Source organism: Limnospira fusiformis SAG 85.79 (assembly GCF_012516315.1).
In the GTDB taxonomy this organism is placed as follows: domain Bacteria; phylum Cyanobacteriota; class Cyanobacteriia; order Cyanobacteriales; family Microcoleaceae; genus Limnospira; species Limnospira fusiformis.
Map to the genome: position 1 here is coordinate 2,103,411 of NZ_CP051185.1, position 18,144 is coordinate 2,121,554.

Annotated in this window: 20 protein-coding genes and 1 pseudogene; 10 read left to right on the forward strand and 11 right to left on the reverse strand. The window is 44.5% G+C overall.

The features are described 5' to 3' along the window. Nucleotides 1-84: 84 nt before the first annotated feature. Nucleotides 85-1,164, reverse strand: coding sequence for a photosystem II q(b) protein (gene psbA, locus HFV01_RS10050; RefSeq protein ID WP_006625001.1), 1,080 nt, complete (start codon nucleotides 1,162-1,164; stop codon nucleotides 85-87). 169 nt (nucleotides 1,165-1,333) lie between these two features. After that, a complete protein-coding gene (ggt, locus tag HFV01_RS10055; RefSeq protein ID WP_046319293.1) occupies nucleotides 1,334-2,890 on the reverse strand; it encodes a gamma-glutamyltransferase in 1,557 nt (518 codons plus the stop codon). A gap of 168 nt (nucleotides 2,891-3,058) precedes the next feature. On the opposite strand from ggt, the gene HFV01_RS10060 reads away from it, so the two are divergent. Both HFV01_RS10060 and HFV01_RS10065 read left to right on the forward strand, forming a co-directional pair. Next, the gene (locus HFV01_RS10060; protein WP_046319295.1) at nucleotides 3,059-3,553 is read left to right on the forward strand and encodes a DUF4168 domain-containing protein; all 495 of its coding nucleotides are present in this window, start codon (nucleotides 3,059-3,061) and stop codon (nucleotides 3,551-3,553) included. A gap of 75 nt (nucleotides 3,554-3,628) precedes the next feature. Next, nucleotides 3,629-4,117: a DUF4168 domain-containing protein gene (locus HFV01_RS10065; protein WP_062945992.1), complete on the forward strand. Its 489-nt coding sequence runs from the start codon at nucleotides 3,629-3,631 to the stop codon at nucleotides 4,115-4,117. On the opposite strand, the gene HFV01_RS10070 is transcribed toward HFV01_RS10065, so the two are convergent. Beyond that, nucleotides 4,118-4,903, reverse strand: a complete 786-nt coding sequence (locus HFV01_RS10070; protein ID WP_235677446.1) for a hypothetical protein — start codon at nucleotides 4,901-4,903, stop codon at nucleotides 4,118-4,120. A gap of 136 nt (nucleotides 4,904-5,039) precedes the next feature. Here HFV01_RS10070 and HFV01_RS10075 point away from each other — a divergent pair, with 136 nt between their 5' ends. Then, entirely contained in the window at nucleotides 5,040-5,897 is an 858-nt protein-coding gene (locus tag HFV01_RS10075; RefSeq protein WP_006625006.1) for a transporter substrate-binding domain-containing protein, read from the forward strand. 56 nt (nucleotides 5,898-5,953) lie between these two features. On the opposite strand, the gene HFV01_RS10080 is transcribed toward HFV01_RS10075, so the two are convergent. The 4 genes from HFV01_RS10080 to queF form a co-directional block, all read right to left on the reverse strand. Next, the gene (locus tag HFV01_RS10080; protein ID WP_006625007.1) at nucleotides 5,954-6,502 is read right to left on the reverse strand and encodes a tetratricopeptide repeat protein; all 549 of its coding nucleotides are present in this window, start codon (nucleotides 6,500-6,502) and stop codon (nucleotides 5,954-5,956) included. A gap of 90 nt (nucleotides 6,503-6,592) precedes the next feature. Continuing rightward, on the reverse strand, nucleotides 6,593-6,949 hold the full coding sequence (gene rplT, locus HFV01_RS10085; RefSeq protein WP_006617370.1) for a 50S ribosomal protein L20: 357 nt from the start codon (nucleotides 6,947-6,949) through the stop codon (nucleotides 6,593-6,595). A gap of 40 nt (nucleotides 6,950-6,989) precedes the next feature. Then, nucleotides 6,990-7,187 (reverse strand): 50S ribosomal protein L35, encoded by a 198-nt coding sequence (gene rpmI / locus HFV01_RS10090; protein ID WP_006625009.1) that lies wholly within the window; start codon nucleotides 7,185-7,187, stop codon nucleotides 6,990-6,992. A gap of 68 nt (nucleotides 7,188-7,255) precedes the next feature. Further along, a complete protein-coding gene (queF, locus tag HFV01_RS10095; protein WP_035760159.1) occupies nucleotides 7,256-7,690 on the reverse strand; it encodes a preQ(1) synthase in 435 nt (144 codons plus the stop codon). 144 nt (nucleotides 7,691-7,834) lie between these two features. On the opposite strand from queF, the gene HFV01_RS10100 reads away from it, so the two are divergent. Further along, a complete protein-coding gene (locus tag HFV01_RS10100; RefSeq protein WP_006670800.1) occupies nucleotides 7,835-8,419 on the forward strand; it encodes a hypothetical protein in 585 nt (194 codons plus the stop codon). 93 nt (nucleotides 8,420-8,512) lie between these two features. Here HFV01_RS10100 and speD read toward each other — a convergent pair whose 3' ends face one another. The 3 genes and pseudogenes from speD to HFV01_RS10115 form a co-directional block, all read right to left on the reverse strand. Further along, nucleotides 8,513-8,953, reverse strand: a complete 441-nt coding sequence (gene speD, locus HFV01_RS10105; protein WP_193521059.1) for an adenosylmethionine decarboxylase — start codon at nucleotides 8,951-8,953, stop codon at nucleotides 8,513-8,515. Between the two features lie 204 nt (nucleotides 8,954-9,157). After that, nucleotides 9,158-10,202: pseudogene (locus tag HFV01_RS10110) on the reverse strand (pentapeptide repeat-containing protein). 194 nt (nucleotides 10,203-10,396) lie between these two features. Next, the gene (locus tag HFV01_RS10115) at nucleotides 10,397-10,666 is read right to left on the reverse strand and encodes a hypothetical protein (RefSeq protein ID WP_006625014.1); all 270 of its coding nucleotides are present in this window, start codon (nucleotides 10,664-10,666) and stop codon (nucleotides 10,397-10,399) included. Nucleotides 10,667-11,003: 337 nt separating this feature from the next. Between HFV01_RS10115 and HFV01_RS10120 the strand changes: the two genes are divergently transcribed. From HFV01_RS10120 to HFV01_RS10145, 6 genes are all read left to right on the forward strand, one after another. Next, complete coding sequence (locus HFV01_RS10120; RefSeq protein WP_008048673.1) at nucleotides 11,004-12,089, forward strand: glycoside hydrolase family 10-like protein; 1,086 nt, start codon at nucleotides 11,004-11,006, stop codon at nucleotides 12,087-12,089. A gap of 213 nt (nucleotides 12,090-12,302) precedes the next feature. Next, nucleotides 12,303-13,145, forward strand: coding sequence for a glycosyltransferase family 2 protein (locus HFV01_RS10125; protein WP_187757677.1), 843 nt, complete (start codon nucleotides 12,303-12,305; stop codon nucleotides 13,143-13,145). A 121-nt stretch (nucleotides 13,146-13,266) separates the two neighbouring features. Further along, complete coding sequence (locus HFV01_RS10130) at nucleotides 13,267-14,049, forward strand: calcium-binding protein (RefSeq protein ID WP_006625018.1); 783 nt, start codon at nucleotides 13,267-13,269, stop codon at nucleotides 14,047-14,049. Nucleotides 14,050-14,199: 150 nt separating this feature from the next. Then, nucleotides 14,200-15,078 (forward strand): HEAT repeat domain-containing protein, encoded by an 879-nt coding sequence (locus tag HFV01_RS10135; protein ID WP_006670803.1) that lies wholly within the window; start codon nucleotides 14,200-14,202, stop codon nucleotides 15,076-15,078. 62 nt (nucleotides 15,079-15,140) lie between these two features. Further along, nucleotides 15,141-17,159, forward strand: a complete 2,019-nt coding sequence (locus HFV01_RS10140) for a tetratricopeptide repeat protein (protein ID WP_193521060.1) — start codon at nucleotides 15,141-15,143, stop codon at nucleotides 17,157-17,159. A gap of 60 nt (nucleotides 17,160-17,219) precedes the next feature. Next, nucleotides 17,220-17,708 (forward strand): hypothetical protein, encoded by a 489-nt coding sequence (locus HFV01_RS10145; protein WP_006625021.1) that lies wholly within the window; start codon nucleotides 17,220-17,222, stop codon nucleotides 17,706-17,708. Between the two features lie 37 nt (nucleotides 17,709-17,745). On the opposite strand, the gene HFV01_RS10150 is transcribed toward HFV01_RS10145, so the two are convergent. Then, nucleotides 17,746-18,144: a hypothetical protein gene (locus HFV01_RS10150; RefSeq protein WP_193521061.1), complete on the reverse strand. Its 399-nt coding sequence runs from the start codon at nucleotides 18,142-18,144 to the stop codon at nucleotides 17,746-17,748.

Sequence of the window (18,144 nt, forward strand, 5' to 3'; positions counted from 1 at the left end):
CATTTTCATTTCAGTTAATTTGCACACAAAAAAGCGCCCCCCAATTCGGGAGACGCTTTTTTTTACATACAAATTAGCTACAAATTAGCCGATGTTAGGAGCAACTAAATTGACCGGTTTAGACTCAGTAGAAGCCAAATCTAACGGGAAGTTGTGAACGTTACGTTCGTGCATAGCTTCAATGCCTAAATTAGCGCGATTAATCACATCAGCCCAAGTATTTAGGACTTGACCCTGGGAATCTAAAACCGAGTGGTTAAAATTAAACCCATTCAGGTTGAAAGCAAAACAAGCTACTGCTAAAGATGCAAACCAGATGCCAACAACAGGCCATGCACCTAAGAAAAAGTGTAAAGCGCGACTGTTGTTAAAAGAAGCATACTGGAAAATCAAACGACCAAAGTAACCGTGAGCAGCTACAATGTTATAAGTTTCTTCTTCTTGTCCAAAGCGATAACCCCGGTTTTGGCTTTCAATTTCAGTGGTTTCACGTACTAAAGAAGATGTCACCAGAGAACCGTGCATAGCTGAGAAAAGAGCGCCACCAAAGACACCAGCTACTCCCAGCATATGGAAGGGGTGCATTAAAACATTATGCTCTGCTTGCAGCACTAACATAAAGTTAAATGTGCCAGAAATCCCCAGCGGTAAACCATCAGAAAAAGAACCTTGACCGATAGAATAAACTAACAGTACCGCCGTCGCAGCAGCTACAGGAGCGCTATAAGCAACAGCAATCCAAGGACGCATTCCTAACCGATAAGACAGTTCCCACTCACGACCCATATAGCAAAAAATGCCGATTAGGAAGTGGAAAACAATCAACTGGTAGGGGCCGCCGTTATAAAGCCATTCATCAATATTTGCCGCTTCCCAGATGGGATAAAAGTGCAACCCAATCGCATTAGAACTGGGTACAACAGCGGCGGTGATGATGTTATTGCCGTACAACAGAGAACCGGAAACGGGTTCGCGGATGCCGTCAATATCCACAGGAGGTGCAGCTACAAAAGCTAACACAAAACAGATGGTGGCAGTTAGCAAGGTAGGGATCATCACAATACCAAACCAACCTACATAAAGGCGGTTATTGGTAGATGTTACCCAAGTGCAAAACTGTTCCCAAACATTGAGATTTTCCCGTTGCTGTAAGGTAGTGGTCATATCAAATATGATTGCGTTATTGAGTTTTCGAGGTACATATCCGGTAGTTGTTTTTCTACCGTGTCTGTAATATCTCACACTTAACTCATATATGTCAAAAGTTTTATAACTATTTAGTTATATGTTTAATCTGATAAATGAGAGCTATAAGTTTTGCTTATTAATTGCCCTAAATCCCTAAACTCACGCCACTGCGTCGGATATCCCCAGTTCCTAAAATAGTCCCATCAGCATTAGTGGCGACTCCATTAACCCCACCAAAAAACATATTCCGTTCCCCCCATTGGACAATTTCGCTATGGTCAGCAAGTTGCAGATGATTAATCTCGGTTTGATTAAAACCGGGTTCGACATCAAAACGATAATTCTCCCAATGGACACGGGGACGATTAACGGCGGCGGCTAAGGACATCCCAAAATCGAGATAATTGGAGATTACTTGCAAAATGGCGGTGCGAATACGATTAGACCCGCCAGACCCGATCACCATCTCTAAACGATCGCCATCTAAAATCAAAGTAGGAGCCATCATCGAGGATAGTCGCACATTTTCCCGCCACTCGTGGAAGCCGTGGGGGTTCAAATCTTCCTCACCCAACATATTATTAATCATAATCCCGGTCCCCGGAATCATATAACCCGACCCCTCCCCGTTAGAAGTAGTAACACTAGCCGCATTCCCCTCACTATCCACAACACTAATATGAGTGGTACTCCCCCACTTATTCACGGTCTCCTGTAATTCTTGTAGATAGGGTTGTAGATGTTCTGGGGACAGGAACTCAGCAGCCATATTCTGTTCATGAAGGCGATCGTCAAACCCCTGTTTTCTAACAGTATTAGTTAATCTCATTACATCCGCTAACATACGGAGATGCCGACAACTACCAAACTCCAGATTAGCAACTTCAATTCCCGACAGCAGTTCCAACCCCAAGCCAATGAGCGTTCCCCCGGAACTCGGAGGCGGATTAGTCAAAATCTGTTTTCCCCGATAACCAATTCTTAACGGTTGGCGTTCAATCACCCGATACCGTCTCAAATCTTCCTCAGTCAAATAGCCACCCCCCTGCTGACAATCAGCCACCAATTGCCGAGCAATTTCCCCCTGATAAAACTCCTCAAATCCCTGTTGCACCAGATATTCCAGAGTATTCGCTAGATTTTTCATAACTATTCGTTCACCAGCTTGGAGAATCGAGCCTTGGGGAGCATAAATTTCCCGACCTTCCGGGGAACTCAATAAAATGGACGAGAGAATCGGGTTAAAAGTATAGGCTTGGAAAGTATTAATTTCTAAACCATTTTTAGCCAAATTAATCGCGGGTTCAGCCACTACCTTTAAAGGCAGTTTTCCTAGGGTCTGGTGAACCTTAAACACCCCAGCCGCCACACCCGGAACGGCCATAGAACCCAAACCAATATGAAATTCCTGAACACTGCCACCAAAATTGACATCAACCGGGTAAAAATCTACTTGACTTTTTGATTGTTTAATGCTTGGTGTTTGTGTAAAGAAATCAAATAAAATATTCTGATTGGTGTGGGTGTGAGCCAACAGGAAACCTCCCCCACCTAGGGAAGTTAACCCCGGTTCAGCCACACAAGCAGCCAGCATGGACGCGACGGCTGCATCAAAAGCATTACCCCCCAGGGGGAACATTGCTAACCCAGCCAGTGCGGTTTCTTGATGGCCGGCTGCGACGACACCATTTAGTTTCTGCATATTTGAGGAACTTCTGATCTACAAAATAATTCAAAATAATTATGCTGTGTTATAGCCTGATCCTGTTCGGATTCTTAGAATTATGGGGCAGGTGTTGGCTATGTCTAAATACAATTTCCCCTGAGTGAGGGGTGATTAATGCTTGTTGCTACTTGGAGACGCGGATATATGAATTCTTGGCTGGCTTCTGTCTATAATCCCATGAGCCGAAAAGGGTTACAAACACTTTTGGTCGGTATTTTCGCGGTGTTTGGAGTCCTTAGCGGAGTGGTCCCGGACTTGTTATCCCCTACAGGTCGGTCAGGGACTTTCGCTCACGCACAGCAAAGCCCTAATATTACTGATGATGAAATTCGCAATTATGCCCGTGCCGTTTTATTGATTGAACCTAGGCGCAAACAGGCCTATGATGAGATTAGGGGAATTGCAGGGGGTACGGTTCCAGAGGTGATCTGTAGCGATCGCCGCCGTATTAATAGCTTGAATCGAGATTTAAGGGCGATCGCCGTTAATTATTGCAATCTGGCTAAAGATTTTATTGAACAGCACAATCTAACCATTAATCGATTTAACGAGATTACTCGATTACAACAAGATAACCCACAACTGCAACGGCAAATTCAGGCAGAGTTACTTCGTCAACAGCGTAGTAACGGCAACTAATTCTATATTACTCCCCTAAGCATTTTAGGGGAATTTGTGTTATTTATTGATTACCTTACGGAGTAACCAACTACTATGAAACTACTACATCATGGGCATTTACATCGGCTACTCATTCAGTCCACTGCCATCACTATTTTATCTAGTGTCGGACTGGTGACGGGGTGGGTTCCTAATTTAACGGCTCCATCCCTAACCGCGAGTTTTAGCACGACCGCTAGAGCCGGAAATCCTACCTTTACTAATCAGGAGATTACCAGCTACGCTCAAGCAGCGATCGCACTAGAATCCAGACGGCATCAGGCGGTTGAGGAAATTAAAAGAATTGTCGGACAAGTGCCGCGCATTCTCTGTGACGAGCCGACTAGCATTAATATGCTACCTGGAAATGCTCCCCAAATTGCGGTTAGCTACTGTGACCAAGCCAAACGCATTATTGAAAGCAAAGGATTAACTGTTAGTCGCTTTAATGAAATCACCCGCCATCAACAATCTGATAGCCGATTCCGAGAGCGCATTCAAGCGGAAATTCTCCGAATTATGCAATCTCCTGATGGACGATAGTTAGGAATTGGGGATTCTGCGACTGTGTTGTATTATCCCCATCAACAACTGATTGGCGATCGCATAAATTCCCCTCCATTCATCTCGGCGGATTTTGCGTAAATAAAACCAAATCCCTCGATACAAATCGACCAAACGCCGACCGCGATACTCTTTTTGAATGCCACCCATATCAAGTCGGATACCGTCAAGGTTATAGTTATTTAGGTTTAAGGGGTTGAGTTTAGTCAACCCTTCTTTCTCCGCAAATTCTTGATATGTTAAACCTTCGCGATTACATAACCTCGATTTCTCATCATCAATCCACTCACTCACCACCCAATTTTTACTCGCAAATAAAAACTCAGCCATATCTTTTGTTACCCCACAATATTTTAAACGAATCCCCACCGGAATTTCACCCCAGGGACCATGAACCCATATAAAATCGGGGTCAAAAAATGCTTTAAATGCTATCGGTTCCGCCCCATTTATGGTGATTTTTGCCACTCTACCCACCATCCCACAACCGATAATTTTCGCAGTGATATTTATCGATTTTTCCGATTCTTTATCAAGACAATTTATCCAAAAATTAACAGTAAAATTAGTGGTGTTAATCAGCCGGACATAAATTGCCAAGCCATCCAGAAACGCCCTAATTTCCGATACCCCCAAGCCTCTATCCGGGTCTAAATAAGAGGCGATCGGTTCGCCAAAGTATAACTTATTGGTACCCGTTTTTAGACAAAACTCCTGGCAGAGCTTATAAAATCTATAGGGTGAGATTAATTCAGTTTGTGCCATAACTATGATCGACCCTAACATCCCCTGATGACAGTTCAAAATCCCCACTCTCCCCTCTAATAATTCCTGGTTGAACACAGGGTAAGCTATATTTCTGAGTGAACTTCTGTTAACAAATGTCCACTACATTGATTTTATGAGAAATATCATCCGGGTTTTGCTGACCCTAACTCTGTGTAGCCTATTTCCCCTAAATGCGATCGCCGGAACCGTCCTCGAAGACATCAGAAGAACAGGTATTCTCAAAGCCGGAGTTAGACAAGATGCCGCTCCCTTGGGTTATCTGTCTCCAGAAACCGGAGAATGGGAAGGGTACTGTATCCAACTCATGGAACTTCTAGCTAGTCGCCTCACCCAACAACTACAACTTAATCAACCCGTCCAAGTCCAACTGCTACAGTCCACCCTCGAAAATCGGGAGTCTATCGTCGCTGATGGAACCGTCCACCTAGAATGTGGCCCCAACACTGTCACCCGCACCCCTCCACCTGGGATAGTCTATTCCGATCGCTTTATCGCCACAGGAAATCACCTATTAGTTGCCGCAGATAATCAAACCTTAATCAACCCAGATGGTGCCATGGAAAACATCATTATTGGTGTACTTCCTAACACCCTTACCCAGCGATTTATCAGCAGTCGTTATTCCCTAGCTCAAATCGTGCAATATCATGGCACATCAGGCCGCGCCGATGCCGTGCGCGATGTTCTTAATCGGGAAATCAACGCCTTCGCCAGTGATGGTTTATTGCTAATTGGGGAAGTGTTGCGCCAACCAGATATTAACCCTCAAGACTATGCCATCATCCCCCAACAACCGCTAACCTGTGAGTTCTACGGCATGATCGTACCCGAAGGAGACATCGCCTGGTTAAATACCATCAACTCATTGATTTTAGTTGAAGAAACCCTGGAAATTCTCCAAAGTCTCTATGGTCGCGACTCCGCCTATGTAGCCACCACACAAGCCGCCTTAGAAAAGTGTACCCGTTAGCTAATCACTTAGCTTTCATCAACCCTCCTCTTCACCCAGGGGAGGGTCGGGGAATGTTATTGAGCAGTTTCCGAAGTGGGAATACCTAATCGTTTCCGTAAAGACTCAGCGCGACGTTTAGCAATTTGATTATTAGGTTCTAAACTCAGAGACTTTTCGTAGGCTTCTAAAGCCTGAGAAGTCAGCTTTTTGCGTTCGTAAGCATAACCTAGATTATTGCAAGCCGTCGCATATTCAGGAGTTAGCTTTAATGCTTCCTTATAATTACGAATCGCGATATCGTATTCTTCCTTAGCAAAGTGAGCATAACCCAAGGCATTATAAATCATGGCTATGTTCTCCGGCGACTCCTCTTCCTCTACTGCTTTCAGAGCTTTTTGCAAAACAGCGATCGCCTGAGAATACAAATTTTTATCATTATAAATACAGCCTAATTGGTAATATTCCTGAGCTGTTCCTTTACCCTGAGAAAGCTGCTGTTGCAATTGCGACATCTTACTCTCAACTTCGCGAGTTCTGAAAATCTGACGCACAATAAAAAAGCCAGAACCCGACAAAAAAACCAGCAGTAATACCAGATAAACAACTGCGAGATTACTATCCATTTTTAATCTTAAATTACCAATTTTATCCTACCTTGAAGAAGGATAGAATTATCTCCATCCTTCGTTCAAAGTTTACCAAGTTAAAATCCCCTAGGATTGAGCTTGAGCAGCTTTAGCGACCACTTTTTCAAAGGTATCTGGGTCAAGAACTGCCATTTCCGCCAGCATCTTGCGATTGATTTCAATGTCAGCTTTTTTCAAATTTCCCATCAGTTGACTATAACTGATGCCGTGAACTCTAGCAGCGGCATTAATCCGGGTAATCCACAGGCGGCGGAAGTCGCGCTTGCGTTTCTTTCTATCCCGATAGGCGTTACGCAGCGCCTGCATAACCCGCTGATTAGCAATTCGGAAATTTTTGGATTGAGAGCCGCGAAATCCTTTGGCAAGTTTCAGAATTTTTTTGCGACGTTTACGGGCAACATTACCACGTTTAACTCGTGTCATTGTTGTTTTTCCTTAAAATTGAGTTGATCGAACTATAACGTTACAAATACGGCATCATCAGACGCACGTTTTCAGCATCGCGCTCATCGACAATAGTCGTTTTTGACAAACGGCGCTTGCGAGTTGCACTTTTGTGTTGCAGCAGGTGACTCTTAAAAGCCTTGCGGCGTGCGAGTTTGCCGCTTCCCGTTACCTTAAAGCGCCTAGCGGCTGATTTACGAGTTTTGAGTTTGGGCATGAAATGGCTGGAATTCGACACAAGCTATGATTATAGCATTTGCTGGGATTCATGAGAAGGAAAATTGATTAACTTTCGGGATGTTGTTTATGATGATGCACCTCAACGACGGTGTGAACATTACCTCTGGGGTTAAAGTCGCCTTTGATGTGAACTGACAGGGGGTCACAGGCGGCTACAAAGTCATCAAGGATCTGGTTAACTGATTCCTCATGGGATATGTAGCGATCGCGATAACTGTTAATATAGAGCTTGATGGACTTTAACTCTACCACCGACTGATCAGGCACATAGGTTAAATCAATGGTGGCAAAATCTGGATATCCAGAAAACGGACACTTACAGGTAAACTCCGGTAACACTATGTTAATTTGATAGCTGCGTCCGGGTCGGGGATTGGGGAAGGTGATTAACTGTCCCTCAGTAATCTGTCTCTCACCATATTTAAGTTCTGTATTAGTAACCGATTCAGTCTCAGAGGATTTTACCTGGGAGTTACTCATATTTGGCTCAACAATGAACAACCAATTGCGATCGCCCATTTCCTTGACTAAATGACCCGTGGTTGGTCTAATAGCAATATCATCAAGGCGATCGCCATTTAACTAATCCCGTTGATCATACCCCAAAGTTTATCCATAACAGCCATGTCAAATCCTATACAAAATTCTACAGCCTCCAACCCCACCCCACCCGAAGGCGGAAATAGTAGTTATTCACCCTCAGTCCCCATATCCCTATATCGAGAGGTGACAGCGGAATTACAGGGGTCTCAAAACCTAATCAATTCTCTGAGAACCCAAAATCAACAACTTCTCGAAGAAAATCAAAATTTGCGCGAAGAACTTAATCATGTAGTTCAGGCGGCCAATCAATTCTATCTAGCCGTTGAATCAGTCCAAGGGAAAAAACAGATGCCATCGATGGGAGTTCCCCCTGTCAATCCTAGCTTTAGTGTTAATCCCGTCTCGCCGCCACCGAACTTTTATGAACAGCCGACAACCGAGACTCCCCAACCAGATCTAGTCTTTCCCCCAACCAGCGACGGGCCAGACATCCCGCCGCCCCAATTTACCGAGGAACCAGAAGGACGACTGCGACCCGCATCAAGACCCGATAGGGCCGAATTAAGTGGGGTCTGGCTAATTGTTTCCATCGCCCTAATTGTAGTAGCCGCCTTTGGTATGGGCTATTGGGTAGTTCGTCCCCTGTTGCAGCAACAAGGGCGCTAATCGTTGATGAACCGGACAATCAGACCCAAATCAGACCCAAATTCCACGATCGCAGATGACTAAAGATCGTGGAATTTTCTAGGTGGCGATCGTCTAACGACCAGCAAAACTGGTTTCTGGGAAAGCCGTCAAATTAGTGGCTGGTGAGGTTTCAGAAACACTAACCGAGGAAGTCTCAAGACTGACTGAAGGTTCAAAACCGCGCTCAAACTCACGTCTATTGACCTCACCCGCTTGTAGTGCAGTTTCCAAATGTTCAGCAGCTTTGCGAGGATTACCACGGCCACAGAAAAACAGATCAGCCGCAAAATAGCCATACTCAGGCCAGGTGTGAATAGCAATGTGTGATTCAGCCAAGGTAGCTGTTGCCGTCACTCCGTGGGGGCTAAATTGATGCACACAAAAGTCAATCAGGGTCGCTTCTCCTGCGGTGACTGCATCGAGTATAGCAGTGCGGATACGTTCAGGGTCATTTAAAATATCTGCAGGACAATGCCAAGCGTCAATGACCAGATGGGTTCCCAATTGTTTCATGCTGCGCGGTTTTACCTCCACCCTTAAATGGTCTCAAACTTTTTCAGTCTATCACATCAGTTAAATTGCGATCGCACCATTACAAAATCCTGTCGTTCCCTCTTAATCCCTCTTAACTCTGAGATACGGCGATCGCCTAGGGGCGCGCCTGGGCAGTTCCCCGAAGCCGCCCCCGGACCTCTCCTCTAGGAGAAGGCGATCGAGCTATTGGTGGGTAGCCCCATTAGGAAGAATAGTTCCTTCCATAGTAGTATGATCCAAATTAGCCACACTCAAACTCGCCCCAATCAGATTCGCCTGATTCAGGTTAGCCCCCGCCAAATTCGCCCCCCGTAGTGAAGTCAGTAGCAGTCCAGCACCACAAAGATTAGCATCAGTCAGGTTAGCCAAGCGCAGATCAGCTTCTAACAAGTTAGCCCCCGCCAAATTCGCCCCCGTTAAATTCGCCCCCCGTAAATCAGCTTTACTGAGATTAGCCAACCGTAGATCAGCGGATTGTAACGTTAAGCCATTGAGGTTAGCCCCCGTCAAATTCGCCCGCGTCAAATTCGCCCCCGTCAAATTCGCGCCATTGAGGTTAATTCGCCCCCGTCAAATTCGCCCCCGTCAAATTGGCAATACAGAAATTACTATTTTGTATAACTGACTCACTCAAATCAGCCCCCGTCAAATTCGCCCCACTCAAATTTCCTTGATTTAAGTGAACCCGGATCAGAGTAGCCCCCGTTAAATTCGCCCCACTCAAATCTATCTCACTAAGAATAGAGCGGTTTAAATTAGCTCCCGTCATGTGCGCCCCACTGAGAACAGATCGAGTCAGGGTCGCCCCAACCAAAATAGCATCAGTCAGTTGAGAACCATTCAGCAGACAAGTTCCAATCAAACTTGCTCCGGTGAGGTTAACCCCTGTTAAATTAACCTGAGACAAAATCGCCCCGCTCAAACTCGCCCCACTCAGGTCAGCTTGATGCAAAACTGTTTCCGTCATAGTAGCCCCGGTCAAATTCGCATCAATCAAAACCGCCATTGATAGATCCGCATAACTCAACTGAGATCTACTCAGGTTCGCACCAATCAAGCGGGTATGAACCATCAGGGCTTCTGCCAAATTCGCCCCGCTCAAGTTGATCCGATTTAGGGTAACTTCATTGAAAATTGCTGCCATTAGGGAGATATCGCTAAAGTTTCGCTCCCCTTGGGCATATCGAGTTAAAAGTTTATTAACAGTAACCGTTTTAGGCTTGCTCATACAAAAGGAATAATTGACTAACTCTATTGGAATAGAAATTGAAAAGGGATATTTTCCATGAACTCCAACCGAAAAAGCTCATAGAATATGCGGGTGAACTGATGGTTAACAACAAAAAGATCTACTCGCCCCGGAGTCGATACCCACAGGCTACCTGCTGACCGCCTCAGAAGGCTTTAGCTAATTGCCCCCATTCAGCTTGTATCACCAGCCACCATCCCATAATGTTCCTGGGAAGCTAAAGATACTAGGACTAAATCAAGGTGCCAGGGTTCGGAAGTCTTAGATGACAGGAGAAGATATACTCGCCAAAACTGATCCCCATCGTGGTGGTTATGGGGATAGGCGATCGCCTCAATAATCCAGGATTTGATGATTTTAGCTAACAACACATTTGGCTGATGATTGGGAAAACCCTTAACCCATCGCCAACCTACAGCGGACGGATCCCTTGCAACTCCCATAAAGTGTGTATTCCTTACCCCAATACCCAGGTCAAACTCTGATTGAACCTAAGACAGGAGCACCCATCTGGGGAATTAGTCGATTTATGCTATTAACTTTGATGCAGCAGCAGCCAGAACATTTAGGACATCCACTATCCTGAAACCTGGGAGGTGGACTCTTTTGGGCCCCTATTCCCTGTTCCCTATTCCCTGTTTGCTGCTATACATTGTTAAAATTGCCCCTTAACTAAAGATAATAGCTGAGGGATATACTGAGCAAGACTGCCCTCAAATCAATTTGAGAAATGGGGAACAGTCTACGGATTGGCGGGTTCATTCCCCGAAAATCCTCAATATGAAAACCAAGTTACTGGCAACCGGAGGGACTATGGAAGTTCGTGGGATTTGGCTAACTACTACTGATAGCAGGGTTCTCTACTCTAGGGCAACTATTGCTGAAGCAATGGACTTTTTAGCCGACACAGGCTTTAATGTCGTGTTTCCAGTGGTTTGGAATAAAGGGGTCACTCTCTATAAATCTCAGGTGATGAGCCAAAAATTTGGCGTTGAGATTGATTTTTATGTTCGCGGACGTGACCCTCTCGCCGAAGTGATTGAGGAAGCCCATCGCGTCGGACTCAAGGTGATACCCTGGTTTGAGTATGGGTTTGCTAGTTCCTATCAACAGAATGGGGGCCGCATCCTTAACCAAAAACCTAACTGGTCGGCGATTAATTCCCAGGGGGGTATGGTGGTGAAAAATGGCTTTGAGTGGATGAATGCCTTTGATAGCGAAGTTCAGGACTTTATTATGAGTCTGATTTTGGAGGTCGTCCGTAAATATAATATTGATGGCATTCAAGGCGATGATAGACTCCCCGCCTTACCTTCGGAAGGGGGATATGATCAGCAAACGGTGCAGCGTTATGTCAAAGAGTTTGGCCGTCAACCTCCCCTACATCATAAGGACTCTCAATGGCTACAGTGGCGCGCTAATATTCTCACCGATTTTCTGGCGCGGATTAAACGAGAGGTTAAGGCTATTAAACCCAATTTGATTGTTTCTATGTCTCCTAGTGTTTATAGTTGGGGATTAAATGAATACCTCCAGGATTATATTGCTTGGATTGACCGCGATTTGGTAGATATGATTCACCCGCAACTTTACCGCCGCAATTTTTGGAGCTATAAGGGGTTGGTTGATCAGTTGGTTGATGTTCAATTCCGAGATTGGCAATTGCCTAAATTGTCCCCAGGAGTTTTGATTAAAGTGGGGTCCTACCGAATTAGTGCCGATGAACTTTTAAAGTCTATTGACTACAACCGACATCGCGGCGTGAAAGGGGAGGTTTTATTCTTTTATGAAGGACTCCGGGAAAATAATGATGAGTTGGCTAAAGCACTCCGCCGAGGACCTTATGCTACTCGGGCTCGTTTATAGATGATATTGACTTAAAAAAACTGGCTATTTTCAGCAGAGATGACGCGATTTTGTGACGGCTTATTATGGGGATATTTAACCATAATTAAACGCTGTAACTTTAACTGCCTCTCTGTTGGATGATAGCTGCTGCTATTCCTTCGCCTCTATGAGAGGGGGTTGATGGTTCTCCTGGTTGGGAAATATATGGTAATTAATTGTTAGGATTTGGTCATGTATGATAGCCGGGAAGTCACCATAGACACTCCCTTAGTTAGTGTGTGTATTCCCACCTACAATGGGGAGAGGTTTGTGGCTGAGGCTATTTCTACTGTTTTATATCAAACTTATCCCGGAATTGAGTTGATTATTTCTGATGATGGTTCGACAGATGAAACTGTGGCGATCGCTAATTTTTTTAGGGAAAATTCATCTCTGGAAATTCGAGTAATTACTAATCAGAATCAGCGGGGAATTGCGGGGAATTGTAATCATTGTATTACTCAGGCTCAGGGTAAATATATTAAGTTCCTATTTCAAGATGATTTGTTGGCTCCAGAATGCCTAGAAAAAATGGTTGGCTTGGCTGAAACTTACCCGGAAATATCCTTAGTATTTTCCCGGCGAGAAATGTTTTTTAACCAAGGGGCAGAAAGTGACCCATATCTAATCATGGTTTATCAGGATTTCCAGGATTTGGCGGCGGGTTGGTCTCAATTAAAACCTGTGCAATGGGGTAGAGATTTATTGTCAGACCCGCGATTATTTGAACATCCCATTAATAAAATTGGCGAACCCACTACGGTTTTACTCCGTCGGGAAGTATGCGATCGCTTAGGAGGATTTGACCCCCATTTAAACCAATTAGTTGATTTGGATTTATGGTGGCGAATTATGGCAGAATATCAGGTGGGTTTTATTGATGAAACTTTATCTTATTTTCGGCTACATCAGCATCAAAAAACCTATCAAAATATCCAGGAAGGGACAGATACAGATCTTCACTTTTTTGCCAAGGTTTCCTCTCACCCAGACTATGATTTTTTGCCCTTAAACATCAGGCAAAAACTACATTAAACCTGACCAGTTACATCAATCTTCAGTCCCTCTCACCTCACGGGAAACAAATCTATCAAGATTTTGTCAATAAACTTGGTAAAGTTTAAGCAGATATGGTTTTGAAAAGGAGTCCCCAATTATGACCAGCTTTCTCACCCCTAGCGCTAACTTAGGTATATTCGGAGTTAATGCTTTATTGGGTTCCCCTGGAGATGATATAATTTTTGCAACTCCAGGTCAGTCTTTACCGTTTCCTGATGGGATTTTATTACTAGCAGGAAATGATAGCCTCCAAGCAGGTCACATCACGGATCCCTTACTGGTCAATGGCAACCAAGGCAATGATACCATTAGTGGGGGAAGCAATAATGATACACTGTTCGGGGGGCAAGGAGATGATTTCTTGTATGGTGGACCCGGTAATGATCTCTTATTTGGAAATTTAGGGGATGATTTATTAGAGGGTGGTCCGGGAAATGATACCATTTATGGCGGTCAGGGAAATGACACGATCCGGGGAAATGATGGCGATAATCTCTTATTTGGAGATTTGGGTAATGATTTTCTCTACGGAGGCGCGGGTCGCAATACCCTGATCGGTGGTGAGGGTGATGATACCTATTTCTTAGACCCCATACATAGGAGTTCACAACTGCGAGATGTTGATGAAATTCGCGGTTTTAATGTGGTCAATAATCCGTTTTTTGGTGATAAAATTGCTGTCCCGGTGGGAACTCGCATTGATGAATTGAGTTTAGAACGCGATCGCCCCGATTTGCGCCCCAGCCAAAATGATGTCAATGGTAACGGCTTAAATGACATTATTCTTGAGCTGGAAAACGGAGATTTTCTGGGGGTTCTGATTAACGATGGCAACCTGCCGCGACGGTTGCTGTTGGATATCGATTTTATTTTCATCTAAAATGGGTTAAAATGGCATCTAACTTGGGAAGTCTCGTGAATTGATGAGAGTCAACCCCCAAAGTCCTCAAATCAGGTGTTTTATATGGATAACCATGCCAAGCCCAGCGTTTTTACATCCCCCAAAATAGTCCGGTTTTGTTTTTCGGCGATGCTGTTATTAATGGGAACAACCGCCACCCAGGCGACAGCTACAGCAGAGGTAATTACTAAAATTCAGGAACTCGGTAGCGATAACCGACAACATCGACTAGCGGCGGTGAAAGTGTTAAAACAAATGGGGTCTACTGTGGTTCCGGTTTTGGTGGAAGCCTTAGAAGACCCAGACCCGGCTATCCGTCGCAGCGCGGCCTATGGTTTGGGGGTAATGGGTTTACAGGACTCCCACGCGATCGCCGCTTTGCTATCTCACCTAAAAGACCCAGACCCGGCGGTGAGAATGGATGTGGCTGTTGCGCTTCAGCAATTGGGGCCTGCTTCTGATCAGATCCAAAAAACGGCGATCGCTGATTTTATCGAAGCCCTCAACCATGAAGATAAGGCGGTCAGGGAAGGGGCAACTTTTGCCTTGGGAACTCTGGGAAAAGAAGCAGCCCCGGCGGTCCCTCAGTTAATTGCTGCCCTCAAGGATAGTGATGAGGAGGTGAGGATTAGCGCGGCTATCGCCCTGCGGCGCATCGGTTCTCCGGCAGTTCCTGCCCTCACTAAGGCACTTACGGACGCAGATATGCAAGTTCGCACCAAAGCGGCTTTCGCCCTCGGTAAGATTGAATCAGCCCTGATTCCAGCTATGACCGCCGCCCTGGAAAATAGCGATCGCCAACTGCATCAGAATGTGGCTAAATCCCCGGAAAAGACCACCAATCGAAGGGTTGAGGCTAATCGTCCCTTTCCGGTCGGTTCTCAGCCTATCCGCCCTAACACCAGTCCGAGTCCTTCCCCTAGAGGTTCTCAGCCTATCCGTCCTAATTCCAGTCTCCGTCGGTCTCCTGGGGGGGGCTCCGCCTATCCCCCTAACCAGCAGATCTAGCAATTCTACTGTGGGTTATCTGTCCCCCCCCCTCCAGGGGGGCTTCATCACTGAGACCAATCATGACGGATCAAATAATTTCTCCTGATGTTGAGTTGGCGACTTTTCATTGTCAGTTAGGGTCGCAATTCCTGGAGTCGGGACGGTTGGCGGCGGCGGAGTCTGAATATCAAAAAGCGATCGCTATTTGTCCAGGTCTGACTAATGCTTACTTGGGCTATGGTGCTTTATTGTTGTTGCAAAATCAACCACAACAGGCTATAAACACCTATGAAAAAGCCCTTGAATACACCAGCACCCCCCCGGAAATTCTTTCAGCCCTAGGGTTGGCTTGGTTAGCCCTAGGAAATGAACCCCAAGGCTATTATTATCTAGGATTGTCAGCCTCTTATAGTTGTGACTATCAAACAGCTATTAATTACTATAATCAGTATTTGGCAAATTGTCAAGAGTACGAATCATCTATTAATCTGGAAGTTAAGGTAAACCTGGCTAACTGTTATCAACGGCTAAATCAATATAATTATGCAGCGGCTATCTATCGCGGTTTAATTGATGAATTCCCTCAAGTTGTGGAACTCTATGCTAACTTGATTTTATCATTGTCAGAAATCGGCGAAATGGCGGAAGCTATAACTATGGCGACTGTGGCTGTTAACAATTTTCCAGATCAGATTTCTCTGAAGTTTGCCAAATTGCGATTATTCCCGATCATCTACAATACTACTGCGGAAATTTTCGCCTCTCGACAAGGGTTTGCTAAAGACCTCAACGCCATTATTGAGGAAACCTCGATTTTTGATAATGCTACCCTCCAGGCTGTGGGAGAAGGGACAAATTTTTATCTGCAATATCAGGGAGATGAACAGTTATTTAAAGGTGGTTTGTCTGAAAAAAACTTACAGCGCCAATATGGGAATTTTTTACATCGGGTAATGGTCGCCCACTATCCCCAATGGCGAGAAGCACCGCCCCCTAGACGCAGGGCAAAATCTGATAAAATTCGAGTTGGTTATATCTGTTCGTTTTTACAATGGCACACGGTGGGTAATCTATTTTTAGGATGGGTGAAAAATAGCGATCGCCAAAAGTTTCAGGTCTACTGTTATTATACCGGACAGGAAGCGGATCAGATTACGGATTTATATCAACAATATTCGGAGGGATTTTATCATATCTATAATAACATTGAACAAGTCAGCCAACAAATTTATAGCGATCGCCTGGATATTCTGGTATTTTTAGAGTTGGGAATGTGTCCGCAAACCCTACAAATAGCCGGACTAAAACTCGCCCCTATTTATTGTGCTACCTGGGGACATCCAGCCACTACAGGATTACCAACTATCGATTATTTTATCTCCGCTGAATTGCTGGAACCTGCTCACGCCGAAACTTACTACAACGAACATTTAATTTGTTTACCTAATTTAGGGATTTACCTAGACCAGCCATCATTTCCCCCCTTAGAAAAATCTCGGTCAGATTGGCAGATATCCGCCCATGATATCATCTATTTATCCTGTCAGTCTCTGTTTAAATATTTACCCCAATATGATGATATTTATGGTAAAATTGCCCAACGGGTACATCAATCTAAATTTGTATTTATCTCCCATTGGTATCAGGAAGTTACCGCCAAATTCCAAAAGCGTCTGTATGCTGCTTTTGACAAATTGGGTTTGTCGGGGGAAGATTACTGTCTATTTTTGCCCCGTTTAAATTATGCCGAATATCTGCAATTACAGAGTTTGGCTGATGTGGGTTTAGATACGTTTCAGTTTACCGGATTTGCGACTACCTTAGATGCGATCGCTGCTAATTTACCCCTAGTCACTCATGAGGGTACAATCATGAGAAGTCGCCAGTCAGCGGGGATTTTACGGCGCTTAGGAGTTACCGAAACCATCGCCTATTCCGAAAGCGAATATATAGAAATTGCGGTAAAATTAGGGTTAGACCATGAAACCAGAACCGCCATTAAACAGAAAATCAAAAACCGTCGATTTCGTCTGTATAATGATTTAAAATGTATTGAGGGATTAGAAGAATTTTATCAAACTTGTGTCCCAGTTAAATAGGCTCAATTCCGGTAGGGTTGATTATAGTTAGATGTCAATATTTGCGAGTGATATAATTATATGGGTTCGTCAATTTTAGTTAATTTAAGAGAGGCATTTTTAACCGCCCCAGGATTTTGGGAAAGTTGCCTTAATCCTAAATTAGGTAATTGGTGTAAATTAGTAGAAGGAATAGACCGCAGTCAGACTGATGGTTATTCGATTGAGGGACCTTTTGTCAGTCAAATTGACCAATCAGCTTTACAGGTTCCGGGATTATATCTTTATTGTCAAAAAGGAAGGCGAAAACGGGGAAATTGCGATCGCTTATATACCCTCTTTGTGTTGGAACCTGACGGGACGGTGAAAGTAATTCATGAAATGAAAACCGCCAGCCGCGACTGGGCGATTGAATTATGGCCGCCAATAGAAGCCTATTTTAATAGTCAAACCCAGTCGGTAGAAAAACGCCGTCAACAGTTATTAGCGGAAATTGAATCTTTGGAATTTCAACTGAGTCAGCGGCGGTCAGAATTATTAGCTTTAGAAACTAATTATGACGGGGAATAGGCACGAAAATCGACCAATTGAAGGCGGCTTGGTAAAATTAGTAATAACGGACTAAGGCGACTCGTCCAAAACGCTGATCAATTTCTATAGCCCTGATCTCAATTTCGGGAATTGCAGGATTAGCATAAATAGTGGTTTCTCCGAGAGGTAAAGATAAACAGCAATTAAATATAGGCTGTCGGTGTTCTGGGGGTAAAAATTTATCCTCTCCCATAGCCATAACTGCGGCATTACAAAAAGAAAGCTGACCCTCTAAATTCAGAACCCCAGCCGGAGTAGTAAACTGTTCACACCAGCGGAGAGTTAAAAACCATTTCGCGTCTGACAGTCTTTTAAATACGCGATCTGGCTTCGGATATTGCAGGACTTTATATCCTCCTTGAATAGCCACAACAGTGCCGCCCAAAAAACCAAATATAGTGCCGATATCGCTCAT

What these genes read in the sequence shown, in the direction of transcription:
- psbA (WP_006625001.1), bottom strand. Translation starts at nt 1,164, where the DNA reads ATGACCACTACCTTACAGCAACGGGAAAATCTCAATGTTTGGGAACAG.
- ggt (WP_046319293.1), bottom strand. Translation starts at nt 2,890, where the DNA reads ATGCAGAAACTAAATGGTGTCGTCGCAGCCGGCCATCAAGAAACCGCA.
- HFV01_RS10060 (WP_046319295.1), top strand. Translation starts at nt 3,059, where the DNA reads ATGAATTCTTGGCTGGCTTCTGTCTATAATCCCATGAGCCGAAAAGGG.
- HFV01_RS10065 (WP_062945992.1), top strand. Translation starts at nt 3,629, where the DNA reads ATGAAACTACTACATCATGGGCATTTACATCGGCTACTCATTCAGTCC.
- HFV01_RS10070 (WP_235677446.1), bottom strand. Translation starts at nt 4,903, where the DNA reads ATGGCACAAACTGAATTAATCTCACCCTATAGATTTTATAAGCTCTGC.
- HFV01_RS10075 (WP_006625006.1), top strand. Translation starts at nt 5,040, where the DNA reads ATGAGAAATATCATCCGGGTTTTGCTGACCCTAACTCTGTGTAGCCTA.
- HFV01_RS10080 (WP_006625007.1), bottom strand. Translation starts at nt 6,502, where the DNA reads ATGGATAGTAATCTCGCAGTTGTTTATCTGGTATTACTGCTGGTTTTT.
- rplT (WP_006617370.1), bottom strand. Translation starts at nt 6,949, where the DNA reads ATGACACGAGTTAAACGTGGTAATGTTGCCCGTAAACGTCGCAAAAAA.
- rpmI (WP_006625009.1), bottom strand. Translation starts at nt 7,187, where the DNA reads ATGCCCAAACTCAAAACTCGTAAATCAGCCGCTAGGCGCTTTAAGGTA.
- queF (WP_035760159.1), bottom strand. Translation starts at nt 7,690, where the DNA reads ATGAGTAACTCCCAGGTAAAATCCTCTGAGACTGAATCGGTTACTAAT.
- HFV01_RS10100 (WP_006670800.1), top strand. Translation starts at nt 7,835, where the DNA reads ATGTCAAATCCTATACAAAATTCTACAGCCTCCAACCCCACCCCACCC.
- speD (WP_193521059.1), bottom strand. Translation starts at nt 8,953, where the DNA reads ATGAAACAATTGGGAACCCATCTGGTCATTGACGCTTGGCATTGTCCT.
- HFV01_RS10115 (WP_006625014.1), bottom strand. Translation starts at nt 10,666, where the DNA reads ATGGGAGTTGCAAGGGATCCGTCCGCTGTAGGTTGGCGATGGGTTAAG.
- HFV01_RS10120 (WP_008048673.1), top strand. Translation starts at nt 11,004, where the DNA reads ATGAAAACCAAGTTACTGGCAACCGGAGGGACTATGGAAGTTCGTGGG.
- HFV01_RS10125 (WP_187757677.1), top strand. Translation starts at nt 12,303, where the DNA reads ATGTATGATAGCCGGGAAGTCACCATAGACACTCCCTTAGTTAGTGTG.
- HFV01_RS10130 (WP_006625018.1), top strand. Translation starts at nt 13,267, where the DNA reads ATGACCAGCTTTCTCACCCCTAGCGCTAACTTAGGTATATTCGGAGTT.
- HFV01_RS10135 (WP_006670803.1), top strand. Translation starts at nt 14,200, where the DNA reads ATGCTGTTATTAATGGGAACAACCGCCACCCAGGCGACAGCTACAGCA.
- HFV01_RS10140 (WP_193521060.1), top strand. Translation starts at nt 15,141, where the DNA reads ATGACGGATCAAATAATTTCTCCTGATGTTGAGTTGGCGACTTTTCAT.
- HFV01_RS10145 (WP_006625021.1), top strand. Translation starts at nt 17,220, where the DNA reads ATGGGTTCGTCAATTTTAGTTAATTTAAGAGAGGCATTTTTAACCGCC.
- HFV01_RS10150 (WP_193521061.1), bottom strand. Translation starts at nt 18,144, where the DNA reads ATGAGCGATATCGGCACTATATTTGGTTTTTTGGGCGGCACTGTTGTG.